15 protein-coding genes and 2 tRNA genes are annotated in these 17,951 nt (G+C 37.1%); 6 read left to right on the top strand and 11 right to left on the bottom strand.

Translation table 11 applies throughout. The annotated features are described in order from the left end of the window. The first annotated feature begins 83 nt into the window (after positions 1 to 83). The 5 genes from DK866_RS09430 to DK866_RS09410 all read left to right on the top strand — a co-directional run bounded on the left by DK866_RS09430 (position 84) and on the right by DK866_RS09410 (position 3,854). Positions 84 to 160: transfer RNA gene (locus DK866_RS09430), tRNA-Val, on the top strand. 29 nt (positions 161 to 189) lie between these two features. Next, positions 190 to 266 (top strand) — tRNA-Val (locus DK866_RS09425). A gap of 459 nt (positions 267 to 725) precedes the next feature. Next, positions 726 to 2,138, top strand: coding sequence for a pyruvate kinase PykF (pykF, locus tag DK866_RS09420; RefSeq protein WP_109408695.1), 1,413 nt, complete (start codon positions 726 to 728; stop codon positions 2,136 to 2,138). A gap of 152 nt (positions 2,139 to 2,290) precedes the next feature. Further along, the gene (locus DK866_RS09415; RefSeq protein WP_109408694.1) at positions 2,291 to 3,349 is read left to right on the top strand and encodes a linear amide C-N hydrolase; all 1,059 of its coding nucleotides are present in this window, start codon (positions 2,291 to 2,293) and stop codon (positions 3,347 to 3,349) included. Between the two features lie 265 nt (positions 3,350 to 3,614). After that, entirely contained in the window at positions 3,615 to 3,854 is a 240-nt protein-coding gene (locus DK866_RS09410) for a major outer membrane lipoprotein (protein ID WP_036937280.1), read from the top strand. A gap of 74 nt (positions 3,855 to 3,928) precedes the next feature. Here the strand turns inward: DK866_RS09410 and DK866_RS09405 are convergent, their stop codons facing one another. The 11 genes from DK866_RS09405 to ydiJ all read right to left on the bottom strand — a co-directional run bounded on the left by DK866_RS09405 (position 3,929) and on the right by ydiJ (position 16,190). Beyond that, complete coding sequence (locus DK866_RS09405) at positions 3,929 to 4,639, bottom strand: hypothetical protein (RefSeq protein WP_109408693.1); 711 nt, start codon at positions 4,637 to 4,639, stop codon at positions 3,929 to 3,931. Positions 4,640 to 4,816: 177 nt separating this feature from the next. After that, the gene (locus tag DK866_RS09400) at positions 4,817 to 5,734 is read right to left on the bottom strand and encodes a L,D-transpeptidase family protein (RefSeq protein ID WP_109408692.1); all 918 of its coding nucleotides are present in this window, start codon (positions 5,732 to 5,734) and stop codon (positions 4,817 to 4,819) included. A gap of 117 nt (positions 5,735 to 5,851) precedes the next feature. After that, positions 5,852 to 6,280 carry a cysteine desulfuration protein SufE gene (sufE, locus tag DK866_RS09395; protein ID WP_109408691.1) on the bottom strand — a complete coding sequence of 143 codons (429 nt, stop codon included), beginning with the start codon at positions 6,278 to 6,280 and terminating at the stop codon, positions 5,852 to 5,854. A 23-nt stretch (positions 6,281 to 6,303) separates the two neighbouring features. After that, positions 6,304 to 7,542 (bottom strand): cysteine desulfurase SufS, encoded by a 1,239-nt coding sequence (gene sufS, locus DK866_RS09390; RefSeq protein ID WP_167395481.1) that lies wholly within the window; start codon positions 7,540 to 7,542, stop codon positions 6,304 to 6,306. An 11-nt stretch (positions 7,543 to 7,553) separates the two neighbouring features. After that, the gene (gene sufD, locus DK866_RS09385) at positions 7,554 to 8,861 is read right to left on the bottom strand and encodes a Fe-S cluster assembly protein SufD (RefSeq protein ID WP_109408689.1); all 1,308 of its coding nucleotides are present in this window, start codon (positions 8,859 to 8,861) and stop codon (positions 7,554 to 7,556) included. Further along, positions 8,836 to 9,582, bottom strand: coding sequence for a Fe-S cluster assembly ATPase SufC (gene sufC, locus DK866_RS09380; protein WP_072070316.1), 747 nt, complete (start codon positions 9,580 to 9,582; stop codon positions 8,836 to 8,838). The genes sufD and sufC overlap by 26 nt, the downstream gene beginning before the upstream one ends. Positions 9,583 to 9,626: 44 nt before the next feature. Beyond that, a complete protein-coding gene (gene sufB, locus DK866_RS09375) occupies positions 9,627 to 11,129 on the bottom strand; it encodes a Fe-S cluster assembly protein SufB (protein WP_109408688.1) in 1,503 nt (500 codons plus the stop codon). A 17-nt stretch (positions 11,130 to 11,146) separates the two neighbouring features. Next, positions 11,147 to 11,515, bottom strand: coding sequence for a Fe-S cluster assembly scaffold SufA (sufA, locus tag DK866_RS09370; RefSeq protein WP_109408687.1), 369 nt, complete (start codon positions 11,513 to 11,515; stop codon positions 11,147 to 11,149). A gap of 417 nt (positions 11,516 to 11,932) precedes the next feature. After that, positions 11,933 to 12,553, bottom strand: a complete 621-nt coding sequence (locus DK866_RS09365; protein ID WP_109408686.1) for a hypothetical protein — start codon at positions 12,551 to 12,553, stop codon at positions 11,933 to 11,935. Positions 12,554 to 12,723: 170 nt separating this feature from the next. Further along, a complete protein-coding gene (menI, locus tag DK866_RS09360; RefSeq protein WP_109408685.1) occupies positions 12,724 to 13,137 on the bottom strand; it encodes a 1,4-dihydroxy-2-naphthoyl-CoA hydrolase in 414 nt (137 codons plus the stop codon). After that, positions 13,134 to 16,190, bottom strand: coding sequence for a D-2-hydroxyglutarate dehydrogenase YdiJ (ydiJ, locus tag DK866_RS09355; RefSeq protein ID WP_109408684.1), 3,057 nt, complete (start codon positions 16,188 to 16,190; stop codon positions 13,134 to 13,136). Before ydiJ ends, menI begins: the two co-directional genes overlap by 4 nt. Before the next feature lie 216 nt (positions 16,191 to 16,406). On the opposite strand from ydiJ, the gene ydiK reads away from it, so the two are divergent. Beyond that, positions 16,407 to 17,519: an AI-2E family transporter YdiK gene (gene ydiK / locus DK866_RS09350; protein ID WP_109408683.1), complete on the top strand. Its 1,113-nt coding sequence runs from the start codon at positions 16,407 to 16,409 to the stop codon at positions 17,517 to 17,519. The last annotated feature ends 432 nt before the right edge of the window (positions 17,520 to 17,951 follow it).

Genomic DNA, 17,951 nt, shown 5'->3' with positions numbered 1-17,951 from the left:
GAGTATAAATTTGTGTTTTTCCTCTTGCCAGAATCAGATCATCTCGTTAATATTCGTTCCCGTTGTTACCCAGAATAGATAATGCGTCCATAGCTCAGTTGGTTAGAGCACCACCTTGACATGGTGGGGGTCGGTGGTTCGAGTCCACTTGGACGCACCATTTATTTTTCAACAACATCTCAATACAGTGCGTCCATAGCTCAGTTGGTTAGAGCACCACCTTGACATGGTGGGGGTCGGTGGTTCGAGTCCACTTGGACGCACCATTTCTCTTTCTCTTTTTTTCTGATTTTTACTCATCTTACCTACCCTACAAAATAATTAATTTGGCTTGCAAAAATTTATTGCGCAACAAAACGTTTAAAAAACAAGCAATCAGCGCCGTATTTTGATCACATCACTTAAATTTACCTTTTTTCGATTTTCTTCATAGAAATTAACCTCTATAATACGAAACATAATTTTGTTGAAAGGTTTCAGCGTATTGATTTACGGGCATCTTTAGAAAACAGAACAAATGAATCGTGATAGACTATAATGTAAGATGTCTACCAACCTTTGATACAAAATAGTGACAAGTTTTTTATGATGTTGCTGGATCATTAACATGTTGCGCAACTTATCCATTAGAGATGAGTTTACATATTCTGTTTCGCACAGTTGATTAAAAATAGCGACATTAATCCTTATTCATCCATTACAATACAACCATTAAATAGACTGCCATGAAAAAGACAAAAATTGTTTGCACCATCGGACCAAAAACCGAATCTGAAGAAAAACTGAATCAATTACTGGACGCGGGCATGAATGTTATGCGTCTAAACTTCTCTCACGGTGACTATGAAGAGCATGGCAACCGTATCAAGAACCTGCGTAACGTCTGCGCTAAAACAGGTAAAAAAGCCGCCATTTTATTAGATACTAAAGGCCCAGAAATTCGTACCATCAAATTAGAAGGTGGTAACGATGTCGCTTTAGTTGCTGGCCAAACTTTCACTTTTACTACAGACAAATCTGTTGTTGGTAATAAAGAGCGTGTAGCCGTAACTTATGAAGGTTTCGCAAAAGATTTAACCGTTGGTAATACTGTATTAGTTGATGATGGCCTTATCGGTATGAAAGTAACAAAAGTTACTGATACTGAAGTTGTTTGTGAAGTTTTAAACAACGGTGACTTAGGTGAAAACAAAGGTGTTAACTTACCTGGCGTTTCTATCGGTTTACCTGCATTAGCAGAAAAAGATAAACAAGATCTTATCTTTGGTTGTGAACAAGGTGTTGACTTTGTTGCAGCTTCATTCATTCGTAAACGTTCTGATGTTGAAGAAATGCGTGCACACTTAAAAGCACACGGTGGCGAAAACATCATGATCATCTCAAAAATTGAGAACCAAGAAGGTTTGAATAATTTCGATGAAATTTTAGAAGCCTCTGACGGTATCATGGTTGCACGTGGTGACTTAGGTGTTGAGATCCCAGTTGAAGAAGTTATCTTTGCACAAAAGATGATGATCGAAAAATGTAATGCAGCGCGCAAAGTGGTTATCACTGCAACGCAAATGTTAGATTCAATGATCAAAAATCCACGCCCTACTCGTGCTGAAGCGGGTGACGTTGCGAATGCTATCTTAGATGGTACTGACGCAGTTATGCTGTCAGGTGAAAGTGCGAAAGGTAAATACCCAGTAGAAGCGGTAACTATCATGGCCACAATTTGTGATCGTACTGACCGCATCATGAAATCACGCCTCGAAGTAAGCCAAAAAGGTGCAAAACTGCGTGTTACTGAAGCAGTGTGTCGCGGTGCGGTTGAAATGGCTGATAACTTAGATTCACCACTTATCGTTGTTGCTACTTTCGGCGGTAAATCAGCACGTTCTATCCGTAAATATTTCCCAACAGCACCAATCTTAGCCTTAACAAACAACGAAGAAACTGCTCGTCAACTTCTGTTGGTTAAAGGTGTAACAACTCAATTAGTTAACGAAATTTCTTCTACTGATGACTTCTACCGTATCGGTAAAGAAGCCGCATTAGCGAGTGGTTTAGCTCATGCTGGCGATCGCGTTGTTATGGTAACAGGCGCATTAGTTGATAGCGGAACAACAAATACTTCATCTGTTCACGTTCTGTAATTCACATAGTACATTTATTGTTCAAAACGCCACTTTTTAAGTGGCGTTTTTTATTATTCACCCATATTTTGTTTATTTCTTCTCTTTTCTTTTCCACTTCTTCTATCCTTTTAGTAAGCCTTTTATTCATATACGCTAAATAAGGATATAAAATGTCTGATGACACAATAAATACTAATGTTTTTGCTTGTACTACCCTCGCGATTAAAGATAAAAAAAATCGTATTTACCATGGTAGAACAATGGAATTCTCAACAGACAAACCCGCTTCAATCTTTGCATATTATCCTAAAGCACATACTTTCCAACAGAATGCTCCTGACGGTTCGCCAGGACTAAAATATGCCGTTAAATACCCTTTTATTGCCATTACAGCGCCAATTAATTTAGAAGGGACAAAAGACGTACTTGAGGGCGTCAATGCTCAAGGCCTTTCTTTTAGCTTGAATATGCTTCCTGATTCAAAACTCGATGATATTACCCCGCAAGATTACGCAACATCAGTACCTATTGCGGCCATCGGTGAATGGGCTTTAGCACAATATGCAACCGTTGAAGAGTTAAGACAAGCCATTCCTAAGACGGCTTTTTGGTCACAAAAACTATTACTTTTACGTAATTTACCCAGCCCTTTTCATTATGCTTTTTACGATAAAACTGGAGCTTGTATTGTTGTTGAAGTTTCTGATGGTCGTTTGCATATTTATGATAATCCGACTTATTGCATGACCAATGGCCCATTATTTCCATGGCATCTTACTAACTTAAATAATTACACTCATCTTTCTAATGTTAATATTTCCACCAGCACATTGGGAAATGTTAAAGTCAAACAACCAGATAGCGGGATTGCTTTAGCTTCTTTACCAAGCTCCGATACTTCTGTCGATAGATTTATTCGTGCGGTTTACTATACAACGTATTATCACCAGGTGTCTGATCCTGATATACAACTCGTTGAATTAGCACATATCATGAACCGTTTCGATCGTCCTAAAAATTCCACAATCGATCCATTACTAGGCCATGACACGTTAAAAGCGCTTCATACAAGTGAATTTTCAGTGTGGACAACGCTCACCGATTTAGAACGAGGAATACTCTTTTTTAGAGGGTATAACAATCTTAACTTCCAAAAATTTACGCTTGAAGCATTTAAAAATGAAGCAGAACCTATTTTCATAAAAGTGAATTTAGAAGGTAATTTATAGATAAAAGCATGAGCAATAATAAAAAAGAGCAGATAATATGTTTTTCTATCAGACTTTTATGAATAAAATTCTTTTGTGAAATAACACGCATTTTTTGTACTGAATATTTGCGTTTTAGGTGTTATTTTTTCTATTGTTCAGTTAATGAGTAAGTAGAATATGGTAAATAAATCCAGCATTTTCTTATATCTGTGCCATACTTATTAATGGCTTCATATAAATGCTACTTGTTCCTTTACACAAATTAATAATAGAGGTTGTAACTATGAAAGCGAAACTTGTACTAGGTGCGGTAATTCTGGCTTCAGGCTTATTAGCAGGTTGTTCTTCTAGTAATAATGCACAGTTAGATCAAATCTCTTCTGATGTAAGTAGCCTGAATTCTCAAGTTCAACAACTAAGTAGTGATGTACAATCTGCTCGTGCTGAAGCTAAATCAGCTTATGACGAAGCCGCTCGTGCTAATCAACGTTTAGATAACCAAGTCACTACTTATAAAAAGTAATTTGACTCACCGATAAGCTCAAAAGCTTTAGGCAAGTATTAATCACAAAGCCCTAACATAGTTAGGGCTTTGATTTATATCAGATTATATTCTTTTAGATTTTCTTGAAGCTTGGAGAATTCCTCAATTTTATATTCTATTTTTTCTTTCAATGCTTTTTTATGATTATTCAATTCATCTTTGTATTTTTCATGCATATTACTAAGAAAATCAATAAATTCACTATATTCATTGTTTACAGTACTCTTTTCATTTCCTGTTTTATATTCAATAATAAAATTATCTTTAATTAAACACTCTATTTGTGATTTCAAGTACAAATTCAACCCTGGATGAATTTTGTTTTTTATGAAGGCACTAGCTTGTTCATGTACTTCATACAATGCCGCCAACATTAAGTTGACTTGCTTATTTGGATGACCATCAGTAAACGATAGCCTATTATTCTGTTGTTTTAAAAGCTCATTCTTGACTAAACTAAATAGTTCAGTGGTATTTCCAGACAGTGAATTCTGTTTAAATCGAGAACTGATAGTGGCCTCAAGCGACAGTTTTTTTTCATTTATGGTGTCATATTTATGATTAATCGGTACCGTAATACGATTAATCAATTTTGCACATATCCAGTTTATATTTTCTTTTTTACGTTCTTCACTACCTAACAACAATGTTTTGGCACTATTTTTAATTGATATTAATAAATCGGATAGCTGGCTAAATTTGTTTTCAATACTAGAAGTAACACGTTCAAAAGTACTAACCATGTTATTTGAATCAATTTTCATAACTGCAATTTCCCTATATCAACAAAAGATATTTTTGATATTAAGGAAATAATCGTTAATTTAATGTTAAAAAATACACTTTTTATGATTTTAAATTGTTTTTATATAAATTAGCTACTCATAAAAAAACAGATGCTTATAAGCATCTGTTTTTTTTTCTATAACTTTATGAGATATTTAATCAATAGTCACATCCATAGGTATACCCGAGCGACGAATAAGCTCTGCATCGACTTTATTTTTATCGACTTTGCCACTTTCATACCAAGCATTAAATTGCTTCGTAAATGTAAAAGGCATGGTTTGTGGATCGTCATCTTCATTGCGGGACAGTGGCTGATGAACTTCAATAACTTGTCTACCGTCTGCAGTTTCAGTAAATTTAATCGGTTTATTGATAACCTGAACTCGGCTTCCTTTAGGCACTACATTAAATAATGTCTCAATATCATTTGGACGTAAACGAATGCAGCCTGAGCTAACTCTTAAACCGATACCAAAATCAGCGTTAGTACCGTGAATAAGGTACTCCCCCCTACTATGAGCCAATCTTAACGCATAAGCCCCCATAGGGTTTTCAGGGCCAGCAGGAACAACCGCAGGTAATGTTATTCCTTTTGCTGCATAATTTTTGCGAATATTGGCCGTTGGTGTCCAAGTGGGATCTTTTATAAGTTGAGAAATAGAAGTCACCATTTCAGGTGTTTCACGCCCTAATTGACCAATACCGATAGGATAAACATCAACTGTACCACCTTCTTTGGGATAATAATAAAGGCGCAATTCGGCAAGATTGATAACAATACCTTTTCGTACAGTGTCCGGTAGAATCATCTGCAACGGAATAGTTAATGTTTTACCGGCATCGGGTAGAAGAGGATCAATACCTGGGTTTGCTTCCATCATATTGAGCAATCCCACTTGATATTCAGACGCTATCGCTTCTAGTGAACGCTTGTCATCCGGCACAATGTAAGATTGATTATTACCAATAATACGCTGGCCATCATCAGGTAATAGGTATTCTGTAGCATAAGATAAGTGACTACTCATCCCTAATAGCGATGCACCCAAGAGAGTTAACCATTTTTTCATCGTTTATCCCGTGTGTTAGAAATAAAATAAACTGACTATTATGATGATAACATTATCATTGTTATGCTATTCATATAATTAGTCAGTTTAGATCATTAATGAGGGATCAGGTAACATTTACGCCACAGTGTATTCTGAAAAACGCCTAATAAGCGTTGTCACCATTGCATGTAAACCTTGTGTTCTAGATGGTGTTAAGTGACTTTCCAGTGCTAATGATGAGAAATAATGTTTTACATCCGTCGCTAAAGCTTGCTCAACTGTTTTACCTTGAAATAAGATAATAACCAAGGCAACTAGTCCTTTAACAATGCCTGCATCACTATCACCAGCAAGGATAAGTTGCTTACTCTCATTAAGAGAAACAGCGATCCAAACTTGGCTTTGACAACCTTCAATAAAGTTAGCTGAAATGCGTTGTTCATCTGTTAAAGGAGGAAGACGCTCACCTAGCTCCATCATATAAAGATAACGTTGTTCCCAATCCTGACAACGAGAGAAATTGCGTAATAATTTTGCTTCATCTGGCAAATTAGCAACTGCCATGAATAACCTCTTTGTTTTAATCTTTAACCTAATAGCATTTCGACACGCAATAGCGCATTAACCAGTGCATCTATATCGTTTTTATTGGTATACAACCCAAGAGATGCGCGACACATTGCTGGAACTTGATAATAATCCATAATTGGCATAGCACAATGATGCCCGGTACGGATCGCAATACCATAATTATCAAGAAAAGCACCCACGTCATAAGCGTGATGTTTACCTAAATTAAAAGCTATCACACCTTGGCGAGAATCATTGCCATACAGCGTTAATGATTTTACTTTTTGTAGCTGCTCTTGTGCATACTTCATTATACTATTTTCATATTCCGCAATATTATTCATGCCTAAATTTGAAAGATAATCTAATGCGGCACCTAAGCCAATCATCCCCATAATGTTAGGCGTACCGGCTTCAAAACGCCAAGGCGCATCCGCATAGGTAATATCACCATTGATATGGACATGTTTTATCATTGCACCACCGCCTTCCCAAGGTGGCAATTCATCGAGTACTGCTTTTTTACCGTACAACAAACCAATCCCTGTCGGTCCATAAAGCTTATGAGCACTACAAACAAAAAAGTCACAATCAAGTTGTGAAACATTAATGGATTGATGCATTGCGCTCTGCGCACCATCAACCAAAATATGTAATTCACCACCTTGTTGAGAAGCATATTGCCGAGCATCATAAATAATTTGTGCAACAGGATTCACTGTACCTAATACATTTGATTGATGAGTAATACTAAGTAATTTTGTTCGTTCATCAATTAAACTAGGCAACTGACTTAAGTCCAGCGTACCATCTTGCAATAACGGTAAAATACGGACATGAAAACCATACTGTTTTGCCAGCATATACCACGGAACAATATTCGCATGGTGTTCCATTTCTGTGATGATGATATTATCACCATCGTTTAAGAACCGTTGGCTATAAACATTCGCAATTAGATTGATCCCTTCCGTTGTTCCTTTAACAAAAACGATCTCTTCTTCGCTATTGGCACCTAAAAAATCACAGGCTTTTTTACGGACATTTTCAACTAACGTTGTCGCATTCGCACTTAACGTATGAATGCCGCGATGAACCGCGGCATATTGTGTTAAGGCAAACTGCTTTTCATGTTCAATGACGCAAGCCGGTTTTTGAGCGCTTGCGGCACTGTCGAGATAGATCAGTGGTTTTCCTTTCACTTGTTGTGAAAGGATTGGAAAGTCATCTCGCGCTTTTTCAATGGAATGCGTCATAATGCCTTATTTTATACCTCTAATAAGCGCTGATTAATTCTGTCTAATACAAGCGATTTAATCACACTATTTTCTATCGATTCAGTTAACTCAGCGGCAAATGCATGAATAATCATTTTACGAGCATCACTTAAAGGAATACCCCGTGAACGTAAATAAAACAATTGTTCATCATCAATTCTACCTACCGTGGCACCATGACTACATTTCACATCGTCGGCATAAATTTCAAGCTGTGGTTTAGTATCAATTTGCGCTTTATCACCCAACAACAGATTGTTATTAGTCATTTGACCGTCTGTTTTTAATGCTTGTGGCGTAACAGTGATCATACCGTTAAATACGGCTTTTCCTGCATCCATTGCAATACTTTTATGTAGTTGGCGACTTTGGCAATTTTTCTCACCATGAACCAACCAAGTACGAGTATCTGCAATTTCACCTGCTTTAGGTAATACAACGCTATTCATCGAAAGCTCTGTATTTTCACCTTTTAGCGCAGAACTCGTGTGATGACGGCTAAGTTTAGCACCCAATAAGAAAGCATAACTATTAACACGCGCATCACGACCTATAGTCATATCATTATGTGCAAAGTGCTGACTTTCTGCATTTTCAAAACTTAATTTTATATGGCTAAAAGAGGCATTATCACCAATCGTTGCCGTTAATCTTGCGCCTGTAAAATGACGATTTTCATTGTTACTGCTGATATAGTGCTCAATGACCTGCATTTGTGTATTAGCACCCACATCAAGATGAAAACGATAATTCGCGTTATTCACCTCTGCACCATGCTCACCTTGTGTAATATTAAGGATATAAAGCGGTTTATCCGCAATAACACCGTTTTTCAGTGTAATAAGCAAAGGATGTGGCGCTAAACTTTCAACTAAATGCAGAAAAATTTCACCATTGACGGCTTCTGGTAACTCGCTCTGATTATCAAGTAAGGTTACTTGATAAGGGCCAAATTCTTCACTACTTTCTGTTGGCGAAAACGTACCATTCACCATCACAATACGATAGCAATCAAGCGCTAAAGCATGTTTAGCAATTAAATTTCGCACATCAAAAGGTGGTAGCTGTTGATAACTTTGGCTTAACGTCTCATCTAATGGCGTATAGTGCCAATCTTCATGACGATAAACAGGAAAACCTACTTTCTCAACTTGCAACCAATGATTGCGAGCATTGAGGTTATCGTCACCCTTACGTTGATGATATAACTCAGAAAACGTTTTTAGTGCTTGTTGATTACGTAGTTCAACTTGGCGCTGTTTCTCACGCTTTTCATTGAGGGTCAATAAGCCAGCCATAACCTTGTTCCTCCAATTTTTGCGCCAATGAAAAATCACCTGATTTAATGATTTTTCCCTGATAAAGCACGTGCACAAAATCAGGTTTAATATAATCAAGAATACGTTGATAGTGTGTTACAACAATAAATGCACGTTTACCATCACGTAGGCTATTAACACCATTAGACACGATTTTTAATGCATCAATATCAAGCCCTGAGTCGGTCTCATCTAAAATGCATAGTTCAGGCTCTAGTGCGGCCATTTGCAAAATATCGTTACGTTTTTTCTCACCACCTGAAAATCCCACGTTAACAGAACGTGTTAACAAATCTTGAGGCATATCCAGTAATTTGATTTTATCTTCAATAAAATCTTCAAAATCAAAGCGATCTAACGGCTCTTGCCCACGATATTCTCTTACTGCATTCACTGAAGATTGTAAGAAAAACTGATTACTAACACCGGGTATTTCAACAGGATATTGAAATGCCATAAAAATACCTTCACCTGCGCGATCTTCAGGTTCTAATTCTAATAAATCTTTATTTTTGAAAGTAATAGAACCTTCATCTACTTCATATTCTTCACGACCAGCAAGTGTTGCAGATAAGGTACTTTTACCTGAACCATTTGGCCCCATAATCGCATGAACTTCACCTGCACGAACTTGCAAATCTAGTCCTTTCAGGATTTCATTGCCTTCAACACTGACATGTAAATTTTTAATATCTAACATAATATATGCCTTCGGTATCGTTACACCCAGAATTTGATTAATACTTAACCAACGCTATGTTCTAAGCTGATTGCTAATAATTTTTGTGCTTCTACAGCAAATTCCAGCGGTAATTCTGAGAACACGTCTTTACAAAATCCGTTTACAATCATTGAGATTGCATCATCTTCACTTAATCCACGCTGACGACAATAAAACAGTTGATCTTCACCAATACGTGACGTTGTCGCTTCGTGTTCAAGCTGTGCTGAGTTATTCATTACCTCAACATATGGGAAAGTATGTGCGCCACATTGCGTACCAATTAACATGGAATCACATTGTGTAAAATTACGGGCATTTTTTGCACTAGGGAGAACTTTTACAAGTCCACGGTAACTATTTTGACTTTTACCCGCAGAAATACCTTTAGAGATAATGGTTGATTTGGTATTTTTGCCAATATGGATCATCTTAGTACCGGTATCTGCTTGTTGATTGCCATTAGTTAGAGCAACCGAGAAAAATTCAGCAGTAGAATTATCCCCTTTTAAAATCACGCTTGGGTATTTCCAAGTGATTGCAGAACCTGTTTCTGACTGTGTCCACGACATCTTGGCGTTTTCGCCTTCACAGATAGCGCGCTTAGTTACAAAGTTAAGGATGCCACCTTCACTATCGCCACCAGAGAACCAGTTTTGTACAGTAGAATATTTTACTTCAGCATCTTTATGGATAATGACTTCAACCACAGCGGCGTGAAGTTGATAACTGTCACGAACTGGCGCTGAACAACCTTCGATATAACTGACATAACTGCCTTCATCAGCGACCAGAATAGTTCGTTCAAATTGACCTGTTTGAGCCGCATTAATACGGAAATAAGTCGATAATTCCATTGGGCAACGTACCCCTTTTGGAATATAGACAAAAGTTCCATCAGACGCGACTGCGGCATTTAGTGCGGCAAAATAGTTATCATGGCTTGATACAACGGTGCCTAAATATTGACGCACTAAATCAGGATATTCTTGAATAGCTTCGCTAAATGAGCAGAAAATAATGCCATGTTCAGCAAGCTCTTCACGATATGTTGTTGAAACTGAAACAGAGTCAAAAATCGCATCAACCGCAACCGCTTGCCCTTCTCTTACAGGGACACCCAGTTGGTTAAAGGCATCTTCAACTTCTTTAGTTAAATAATCTTGCGCAGCTTGTTTATCACTAGTTACTGCTTCATTTGCACCACCAGCACAACTACCGTTAGCACAACATGAACTGCAAGAAGGTGCAGAATAGTAGCTATAATCTTGATAATTAAGCGATGGATAATCTGCTTTTAGCCAATGTGGCTCTTCCATTTCTAACCAATGGCGATAAGCATCTAAACGAAATTCCAGCATCCACTCTGGCTCGTTTCTTTTTGCCGATATTGCACGTACAACCGCTTCATTTAATCCTTTTTCTAAGGTATCGGTTGATATATCGGTATAAAAACCTTCTTTATAGTGGTGATCGCTTAGCCATCCCTGAACTTCATCACCAATTTCAACATTGCTCTGAGACATAATCTGACTTCACTATGTTATACCCCAAAGCTCTCACCACATCCGCAGACGTTTTGAGCTTTAGGATTATTAAATTTAAACATTTGATTAAGTCCTTCACGAACATAATCAACAACAAGCCCATCGATGAATGGCATTGCTTTTAATGAAACAAACAGTTTTGCACCATTATGTTCATACACAATATCATCTTCACTTGGGCCTGCAGCGAGTTCAATAACATAACCATACCCAGTACAACCAGAGGGTTTGATATTTAAGGAAAGCCCCTGTTTTTCAGGGTTTTTCTCAACTAAATGGCAAATATGTTTTGCTGCATTATCCGTCAGTACAATGCCTTGCCAAGCTGTGTCGTTAAGAGAAAAAGTTTCAACGTTGTTTGTCATTTCTGACCTCATTTCGAAAGGAGATTGATATCTTTCCTGACACTAATGGTAATGATAACCCTTATCACTTCAACCATGTCTTTTGAAAGGATATTATGCAAATGTATGTTTTTTGTTCTATTATTGCGTTAAATTTGTTAAATTTTATTTTTAACGCTATGTAATATATCACTTTTATCTTTTTTTATAACAAAAAATAAAACTTTTAATTTTTATTATATTTCGCACAATAAGCATATAAGTTGCAATATAAATACACTTTATATGTTATCACTGAAATCGAGAGAAAAAAGCATAAAAATATGTATCTACACGATGATGTTTACTGTGCACACGTTTCATTTTTATGCTTGTTATGCGGGATAAGATAGCACCACTGATGGAATAACTTCTTATTGTATTGTGTGTTTGCTGAATTTATTTATTAATTGAAATGGTTTGAATATGTTCTCTTGTACATTCAATAACTTGTTTGTATTTCTGCTTGTTTGACTGGCTATTTATCGTACTAATAAATTGTAATTGCCAAACGCGATTTGTGCTTAGATCTGCCACTAAAACACCTTCATAGCTTACATTTTCTCTTGCCATATTCCCTTCAAAAAGAACATGTCGGCTTTCAACACTCGGAATGGTTAATGGCTTTATTGATGTGGAAATTTCATTCATACCATCAATTATCGCAATATTATCAACGATGCCTTGTGCTCCAGCATCCACATCGTAAGTCATTGCATCGGCCATTTTAAAATAAACCAGGCGAACTTCTGATAAATCGCAAATAGGCTTTGACTTATAAACTATCATTTCTGTTGTAACGTCCTGAACATTATCAGGCAATATTTTAAAATAGTTTTCAGTATCTTCTCTGCTCATTGAAAATGAAGTGGGATACGCCATATTAAAACCAGAAATAGTTTGTACTGGAATATTACTTACATCATTACTCGTTTTAGAGGTAGAATTATTATCACATCCGGTGAGTAATAAACCTGCAATTAATAATGCTGCGGTGTTGAATTTTGAAATAGTTAACATTGTGAGCGTCTTTTCTTTTATTATGAAGATAATGATTATCATTAAAAATAAAATCTAAATAAAGAATAATTTCTATTTTTGTTCTCTATTTTTATTCTTTTTCTCATTATCTATAAATAAAAACGCACAAAGCGAGTATTTCACTTTGTGCATTTAATTTTTTTACTTTCTTAAGAAATAACTGATGTGGTTAATCTTGAAATACATACTTGACGATCTTCATCATCAAATATTTCTATTGACCACACTTGGTGAGAACGCCCTAAATGAATAGGTTTACATACCCCTCTCACCTTACCTTCTCTGGCTGAACGAATATGATTAGCGTTAATTTCTAAACCCACAATTTTTTGTTCACCTTCGGTACAAAGATACCCAGCAACCGATCCTAGGGTTTCAGCTAAAACAACAGAAGCACCACCATGCAGCAAACCTAGAGGTTGTTTTGTACGATGATCAACAGGCATTGTTCCTTCAAGATAATCTTCGCCGAGGTGCGTTAATTCAATACCTAAATGGCTAATCATATTATTTTGCCCAATATGATTAAGATGCTCGATTGTCGTTTCACGTTTCCATATCATGGCATAATCTCCAATAGTGCCTGTAGTGGGTGTTTAAGCTCAATATTATCAATACGTTTTACTTGACTACGACACGAATACCCTGTGCTTAAGCAACGCATTGTCGGCAATGTTTTTAGTGCATTACCCCATGAGAGTTGGTAAATGCCTAATGAGTTTTCATAATTGTTCAGTTCATGTCCATAAGTACCAGCCATTCCACAACATCCTGTGCTTACAAATTCGAGTTGTTGCCCATAGCGTTGGAAAATTGTCTGCCACTGTTTCATGCTTTGTGGTAGTGCCGTTACTTCCGTACAATGCCCGAAAAGATACCATTTTTCAGCATCATCGCGAACAGCTATTGGTTCACTCACTAATTTATTTAACCATTCATGAACGAGGTGAACCTCAAAACCCCCCCGTTTATCACCCAAAATTTCACGATATTCATCGCGATAACAAAGCACTAATGCGGGATCAACTCCCACCATTGGAATATCTAATTTTGCAACACGATTAAGCATGGTTGACGTTTTTTGTGCCGTTTTACTAAATTGCTGTAAAAAACCTTTAATATGTTGCGCTTTTCCATTAGGTGAAAAAGGCAATAAAACAGGTTTAAACCCAATTTTTTCAATAAGTTTGATAAAATCCGCGACCACTTTTGCGTCGTAATAGCTGGTAAAAGGATCTTGCACCACCAGCACATAATGGCTTCGTTGCTTATCAGATAAACGTTCTAAATCTTCTAACGTCATATCTAGAGCGTGGTGACCTGCTAATTGTTGTTTTAATGTTGGCGATGACAGTAGCGGTAAATCTACCATTCCTATGGTATGTTTACTTAATGACTGCACCAAGGGTTGCTTCATAAAGAAATTAAAGAATCCTGGCGCTTTAGCCATGATAGGGGTTGTTAATTCAACATTCGCAACAATATGATCTTTTAATGGCCGTAAGTAGCGCTGGTGGTACAATTCAGTAAATTTAGAACGAAATGACGGTACGTCAATTTTAATTGGACACTGAGTTGAACAGGCTTTACAAGCTAAACAGCCATTCATAGCCGCTTTCACTTCATGAGAAAAGTCATATTCGCCACGTTTGGCTTTCCATGTATTACGTGTTTTTTCAATCAAACTTCTTAAGCTAGGTTTGTTATTTTCTAGGCTAGATCCAAGTTGTTTTGGGTTAACACCTTGCTCTGTTAATAAACGTAACCACTCTCTTACTAGCGCAGCTCGCCCTTTAGGTGAATGAATGCGTTGCCCACTAATTTTCATAGAAGGACACATTGGACTTTTCGCATCGAAATTAAAGCAAAGCCCATTACCATTACAGTCTAAAGCTCCTTTAAAATCTTGACGAACAGATAAAGGGATGGTGCGATCAAAGGTGCCTCGTTTAATGGTATCAACTTGTTTCATAGGTTCATCAACCTCTAACGGAGGGCAAATTTTCCCAGGATTAAGCCTATTTCGAGGATCGAATACCGTTTTGATTTGACGCAGTTCATGATAGAGCGTTTCACCGAAAAATTCGGGGCTGTATTGCGCTCTAAAGCCTTTTCCATGTTCACCCCAGAGTAACCCACCATATTTGGCTGTTAGCGTGACAATGTCGTCTGAGATAGATTTCATCAACAATTCTTGTTGTGGATCGCACATATCAAGTGCGGGTCTTACGTGTAATACACCTGCATCGACATGCCCAAACATGCCATAATTGAGTTGATGACTGTCAAGTAACGCTCTAAATTCTGTAATATAATCAGCAAGATGTTCTGGTGGTACACAAGTATCTTCCACAAAGGGAATAGGCTTTGCTTGCCCTTTTGCATTACCTAATAAACCCACCGCTTTTTTACGCATGGCATAAATACGGTTAATATCCGCTAAATCATCACACACTTGATAACCGATAACACCACTTTGCCCCTCTTTCATTAATGAATCTAAACGTTGACATAATGATGTAACTTGAGAATGAATTAATACTTCATCATCACCCGCAAACTCAACAATATTAAGGCCTTGCATATCTTTGTCTGGCACATCTGTGATCAATTCTTTGACGGAATGCCACACAATATCTTCACGAGCAAGATTCAAGACTTTGGAATCAACAGTTTCAACAGAAAGTGCATTGGCTTTAACTAAAAAAGGCGCGTTACGCAATGCAGAGTCAAACGAATCATATTTTACGTTGACTAAACTGCGCTGTTTGGGAATTGGCGTGATATCCAACGTTGCTTCAGTAATAAAAGCCAGCGTACCCTCTGAACCGGTTAAAATTCGTGTTAAATCAAAGCGTTTCATGTCATCACTAAAAACATGACGCAAATCATATCCCGTTAAAAAGCGGTTTAATTTAGGGAATTTTTCAAGAATAAGTTTTCGTTGTTCTTTGCAACGGGATAAAACAGTTCGATAAACCTTCCCAATAGCAGAGCTTTCTTGTGCGATATTCTCGGCTAATGCCGTATCCATGGCGCGGGTTTCAAGCAGTTCACCACCTAACAAGACCGCTCGAACACCAAGGACATGATCAGAGGTTTTACCATAAACCATAGAACCTTGCCCTGAGGCATCGGTGTTAATCATTCCACCTAATGTGGCTCGGTTACTGGTAGAAAGTTCAGGTGCGAAAAAAAAGCCATAGGGTTTTAAAAACAGATTGAGCTCATCTTTTATCACACCAGCTTCAACTTTAACCCAACGTTGTTCTGGGTTTATCTCAATAATACGTTTCATATAACGAGATAAATCAACCACTATACCATCAGTCAATGCCTGCCCATTGGTTCCGGTACCTCCGCCTCTTGGTGTCAAAGAAAGCGAATGAAATTTGGGTTCATCGACTAGGCGTGCAACAATAGTTACATCAGCCGTTGAGCGAGGAAAAACCACCGCCTGTGGCAATAACTGGTAAATACTATTATCTGTTGCCATAGTGAGTCTATCAGCATAACTGCTGGAGATATCACCAGTGAAGCCATTTTTTCGAAGAGTATCAAGAAATTCTGTTGTGAGTTCACTAACTTGCGGTGCTTGCGATATACGTGGGATCATTTGTTATAGCTCTTTAATCTAATAGTCCACATTGCTTAATTTTTGATATTGAAATGTATGCTAAGAGGTACTTTGCCTCATTTTGTACTTTCAGACCGATACCTGTTCACCTTATCATACAATTCTGGCAAATTGCGTAGTGATATAAACAACGTGATATTTGCAATGTTTATTCATCTGCTTCTAGCATTTTTATTCGTGTAGGGATTTAAAACCATGGAAAAACCGCAGATCCATACAGATATACCCAAAGTTTTATTCACTGTTCTTTTTATTTCTTTTTTTATTATCGCCAGTTTTTGGATACTCAATCCCTTTATTGTGGGTTTTATTTGGGCTGGAATGATTGTTGTTGCCACATGGCCTTTACTCCTTATTATTGAAAAACGAGTAAAATATCGTTGGCTATCTACCATGATAATGATGATCTTGATATTACTGATCTTTGTTATCCCTATTATCTTGTTAATTAGTAGTGTTATTGATAATAGTGCTCCACTCATTGAGTTAGCTAAATCACCTTCGAATATTCAGCCTCCTCAATTATTATGGCTTAATGATATCCCAATGATAGGAAGCAAACTTTATGATACATGGCACTCTATTCTCGTTTCTGGTGGCAATGCATTAATCACCAAAATTCAACCTTATGTTGGGCAAGCCGCCAACTGGTTTTTTGCTCAAGCCCTAAATATCGGTCGATTTGCTCTGCATTTAGGTGTGATGTTGTTATTTTCTGGCTTACTGTTTTTACAAGGTGAAAACGTTGTTGCTTGGTTACGTCATTTTGCTATTCGTTTAGCAGGCCAACGTGGTGATGCGGCTATTTTACTAGCATCAATGTCTATTCGTGCCGTTGCCCTAGGAGTGGTATTAACCGCCTTAATTCAAGCAATTGTTGGTGGTATTGGCCTTGCGGTATCAGGTGTTCCTTATGCCACAGTGCTTACCGTTGTCATGTTCATTTGTTGCCTTGCACAAATAGGCCCTTTATTAGTGCTAATCCCTTCTGTTCTATGGCTATTTTGGACTGGTGATACAACTTGGGGCATTGTCATGGTGATTTGGGGAGGAGCTGTGGCAACTATGGATGGTATATTACGTCCATATTTGATCAAAATGGGGGCCGATTTACCGATGGTATTAATTCTAACGGGAGTTATTGGCGGCATTTTGACATTAGGTATGATTGGATTATTTATCGGTCCTGTTGTTCTTGCTGTTGCACATAGTTTATTAAATGCATGGATAAATGAAGTACCAAAGCCTAATCCTGATCTAACTGAAACAGTAGAATTTATGAATAAAAACTTTATTGAAAAAGAATAAATAATAATGGGCATGTAAGTGTAGCTACTTACATGCTCTAAAATTAATAGACTAAAGTTTAATAAAGATTATCAATTTAAGAATGAATTATTATATTTTTATATTCAAACTTACAATTTGAAACAAATTACATTCTTTTAAACCTGTGTGTTACCAGCTAGTTATATTCACTTTGAAATAGGCTAATATTATTTTTATTGAGATAATTCTTAGAGCATAATTAACTCATTTCTCTTAATATAAATATCAACGAAACAAATGTTTCACCGAATTAATGATTTCGCCTTTCATATTAATAGATTAATTGGCGGAATTAAAGAATATAAAATATTGCTGTGTGTAGTCTTTGCCTGTCAGCCCATGATAGGCTTTTTTTTTGCCTATTATTTAATAATTGTATAAAAAAAGCTCACATTATTTTGTGAGCTTTAA

This window comes from Proteus genomosp. 4 str. ATCC 51469 (assembly GCF_003144375.1).
Taxonomy (GTDB): domain Bacteria; phylum Pseudomonadota; class Gammaproteobacteria; order Enterobacterales; family Enterobacteriaceae; genus Proteus.
Note: the sequence above shows the minus strand (reverse complement) of the source record. Positions and strands in the feature narration are given on the sequence as shown.

Coding starts and splice junctions, on each gene's coding strand:
- pykF (WP_109408695.1), top strand. CDS start 726: ATGAAAAAGACAAAAATTGTTTGCACCATCGGACCAAAAACCGAATCT.
- DK866_RS09415 (WP_109408694.1), top strand. CDS start 2,291: ATGTCTGATGACACAATAAATACTAATGTTTTTGCTTGTACTACCCTC.
- DK866_RS09410 (WP_036937280.1), top strand. CDS start 3,615: ATGAAAGCGAAACTTGTACTAGGTGCGGTAATTCTGGCTTCAGGCTTA.
- DK866_RS09405 (WP_109408693.1), bottom strand. CDS start 4,639: ATGAAAATTGATTCAAATAACATGGTTAGTACTTTTGAACGTGTTACT.
- DK866_RS09400 (WP_109408692.1), bottom strand. CDS start 5,734: ATGAAAAAATGGTTAACTCTCTTGGGTGCATCGCTATTAGGGATGAGT.
- sufE (WP_109408691.1), bottom strand. CDS start 6,280: ATGGCAGTTGCTAATTTGCCAGATGAAGCAAAATTATTACGCAATTTC.
- sufS (WP_167395481.1), bottom strand. CDS start 7,542: ATGACGCATTCCATTGAAAAAGCGCGAGATGACTTTCCAATCCTTTCA.
- sufD (WP_109408689.1), bottom strand. CDS start 8,861: ATGGCTGGCTTATTGACCCTCAATGAAAAGCGTGAGAAACAGCGCCAA.
- sufC (WP_072070316.1), bottom strand. CDS start 9,582: ATGTTAGATATTAAAAATTTACATGTCAGTGTTGAAGGCAATGAAATC.
- sufB (WP_109408688.1), bottom strand. CDS start 11,129: ATGTCTCAGAGCAATGTTGAAATTGGTGATGAAGTTCAGGGATGGCTA.
- sufA (WP_109408687.1), bottom strand. CDS start 11,515: ATGACAAACAACGTTGAAACTTTTTCTCTTAACGACACAGCTTGGCAA.
- DK866_RS09365 (WP_109408686.1), bottom strand. CDS start 12,553: ATGTTAACTATTTCAAAATTCAACACCGCAGCATTATTAATTGCAGGT.
- menI (WP_109408685.1), bottom strand. CDS start 13,137: ATGATATGGAAACGTGAAACGACAATCGAGCATCTTAATCATATTGGG.
- ydiJ (WP_109408684.1), bottom strand. CDS start 16,190: ATGATCCCACGTATATCGCAAGCACCGCAAGTTAGTGAACTCACAACA.
- ydiK (WP_109408683.1), top strand. CDS start 16,407: ATGGAAAAACCGCAGATCCATACAGATATACCCAAAGTTTTATTCACT.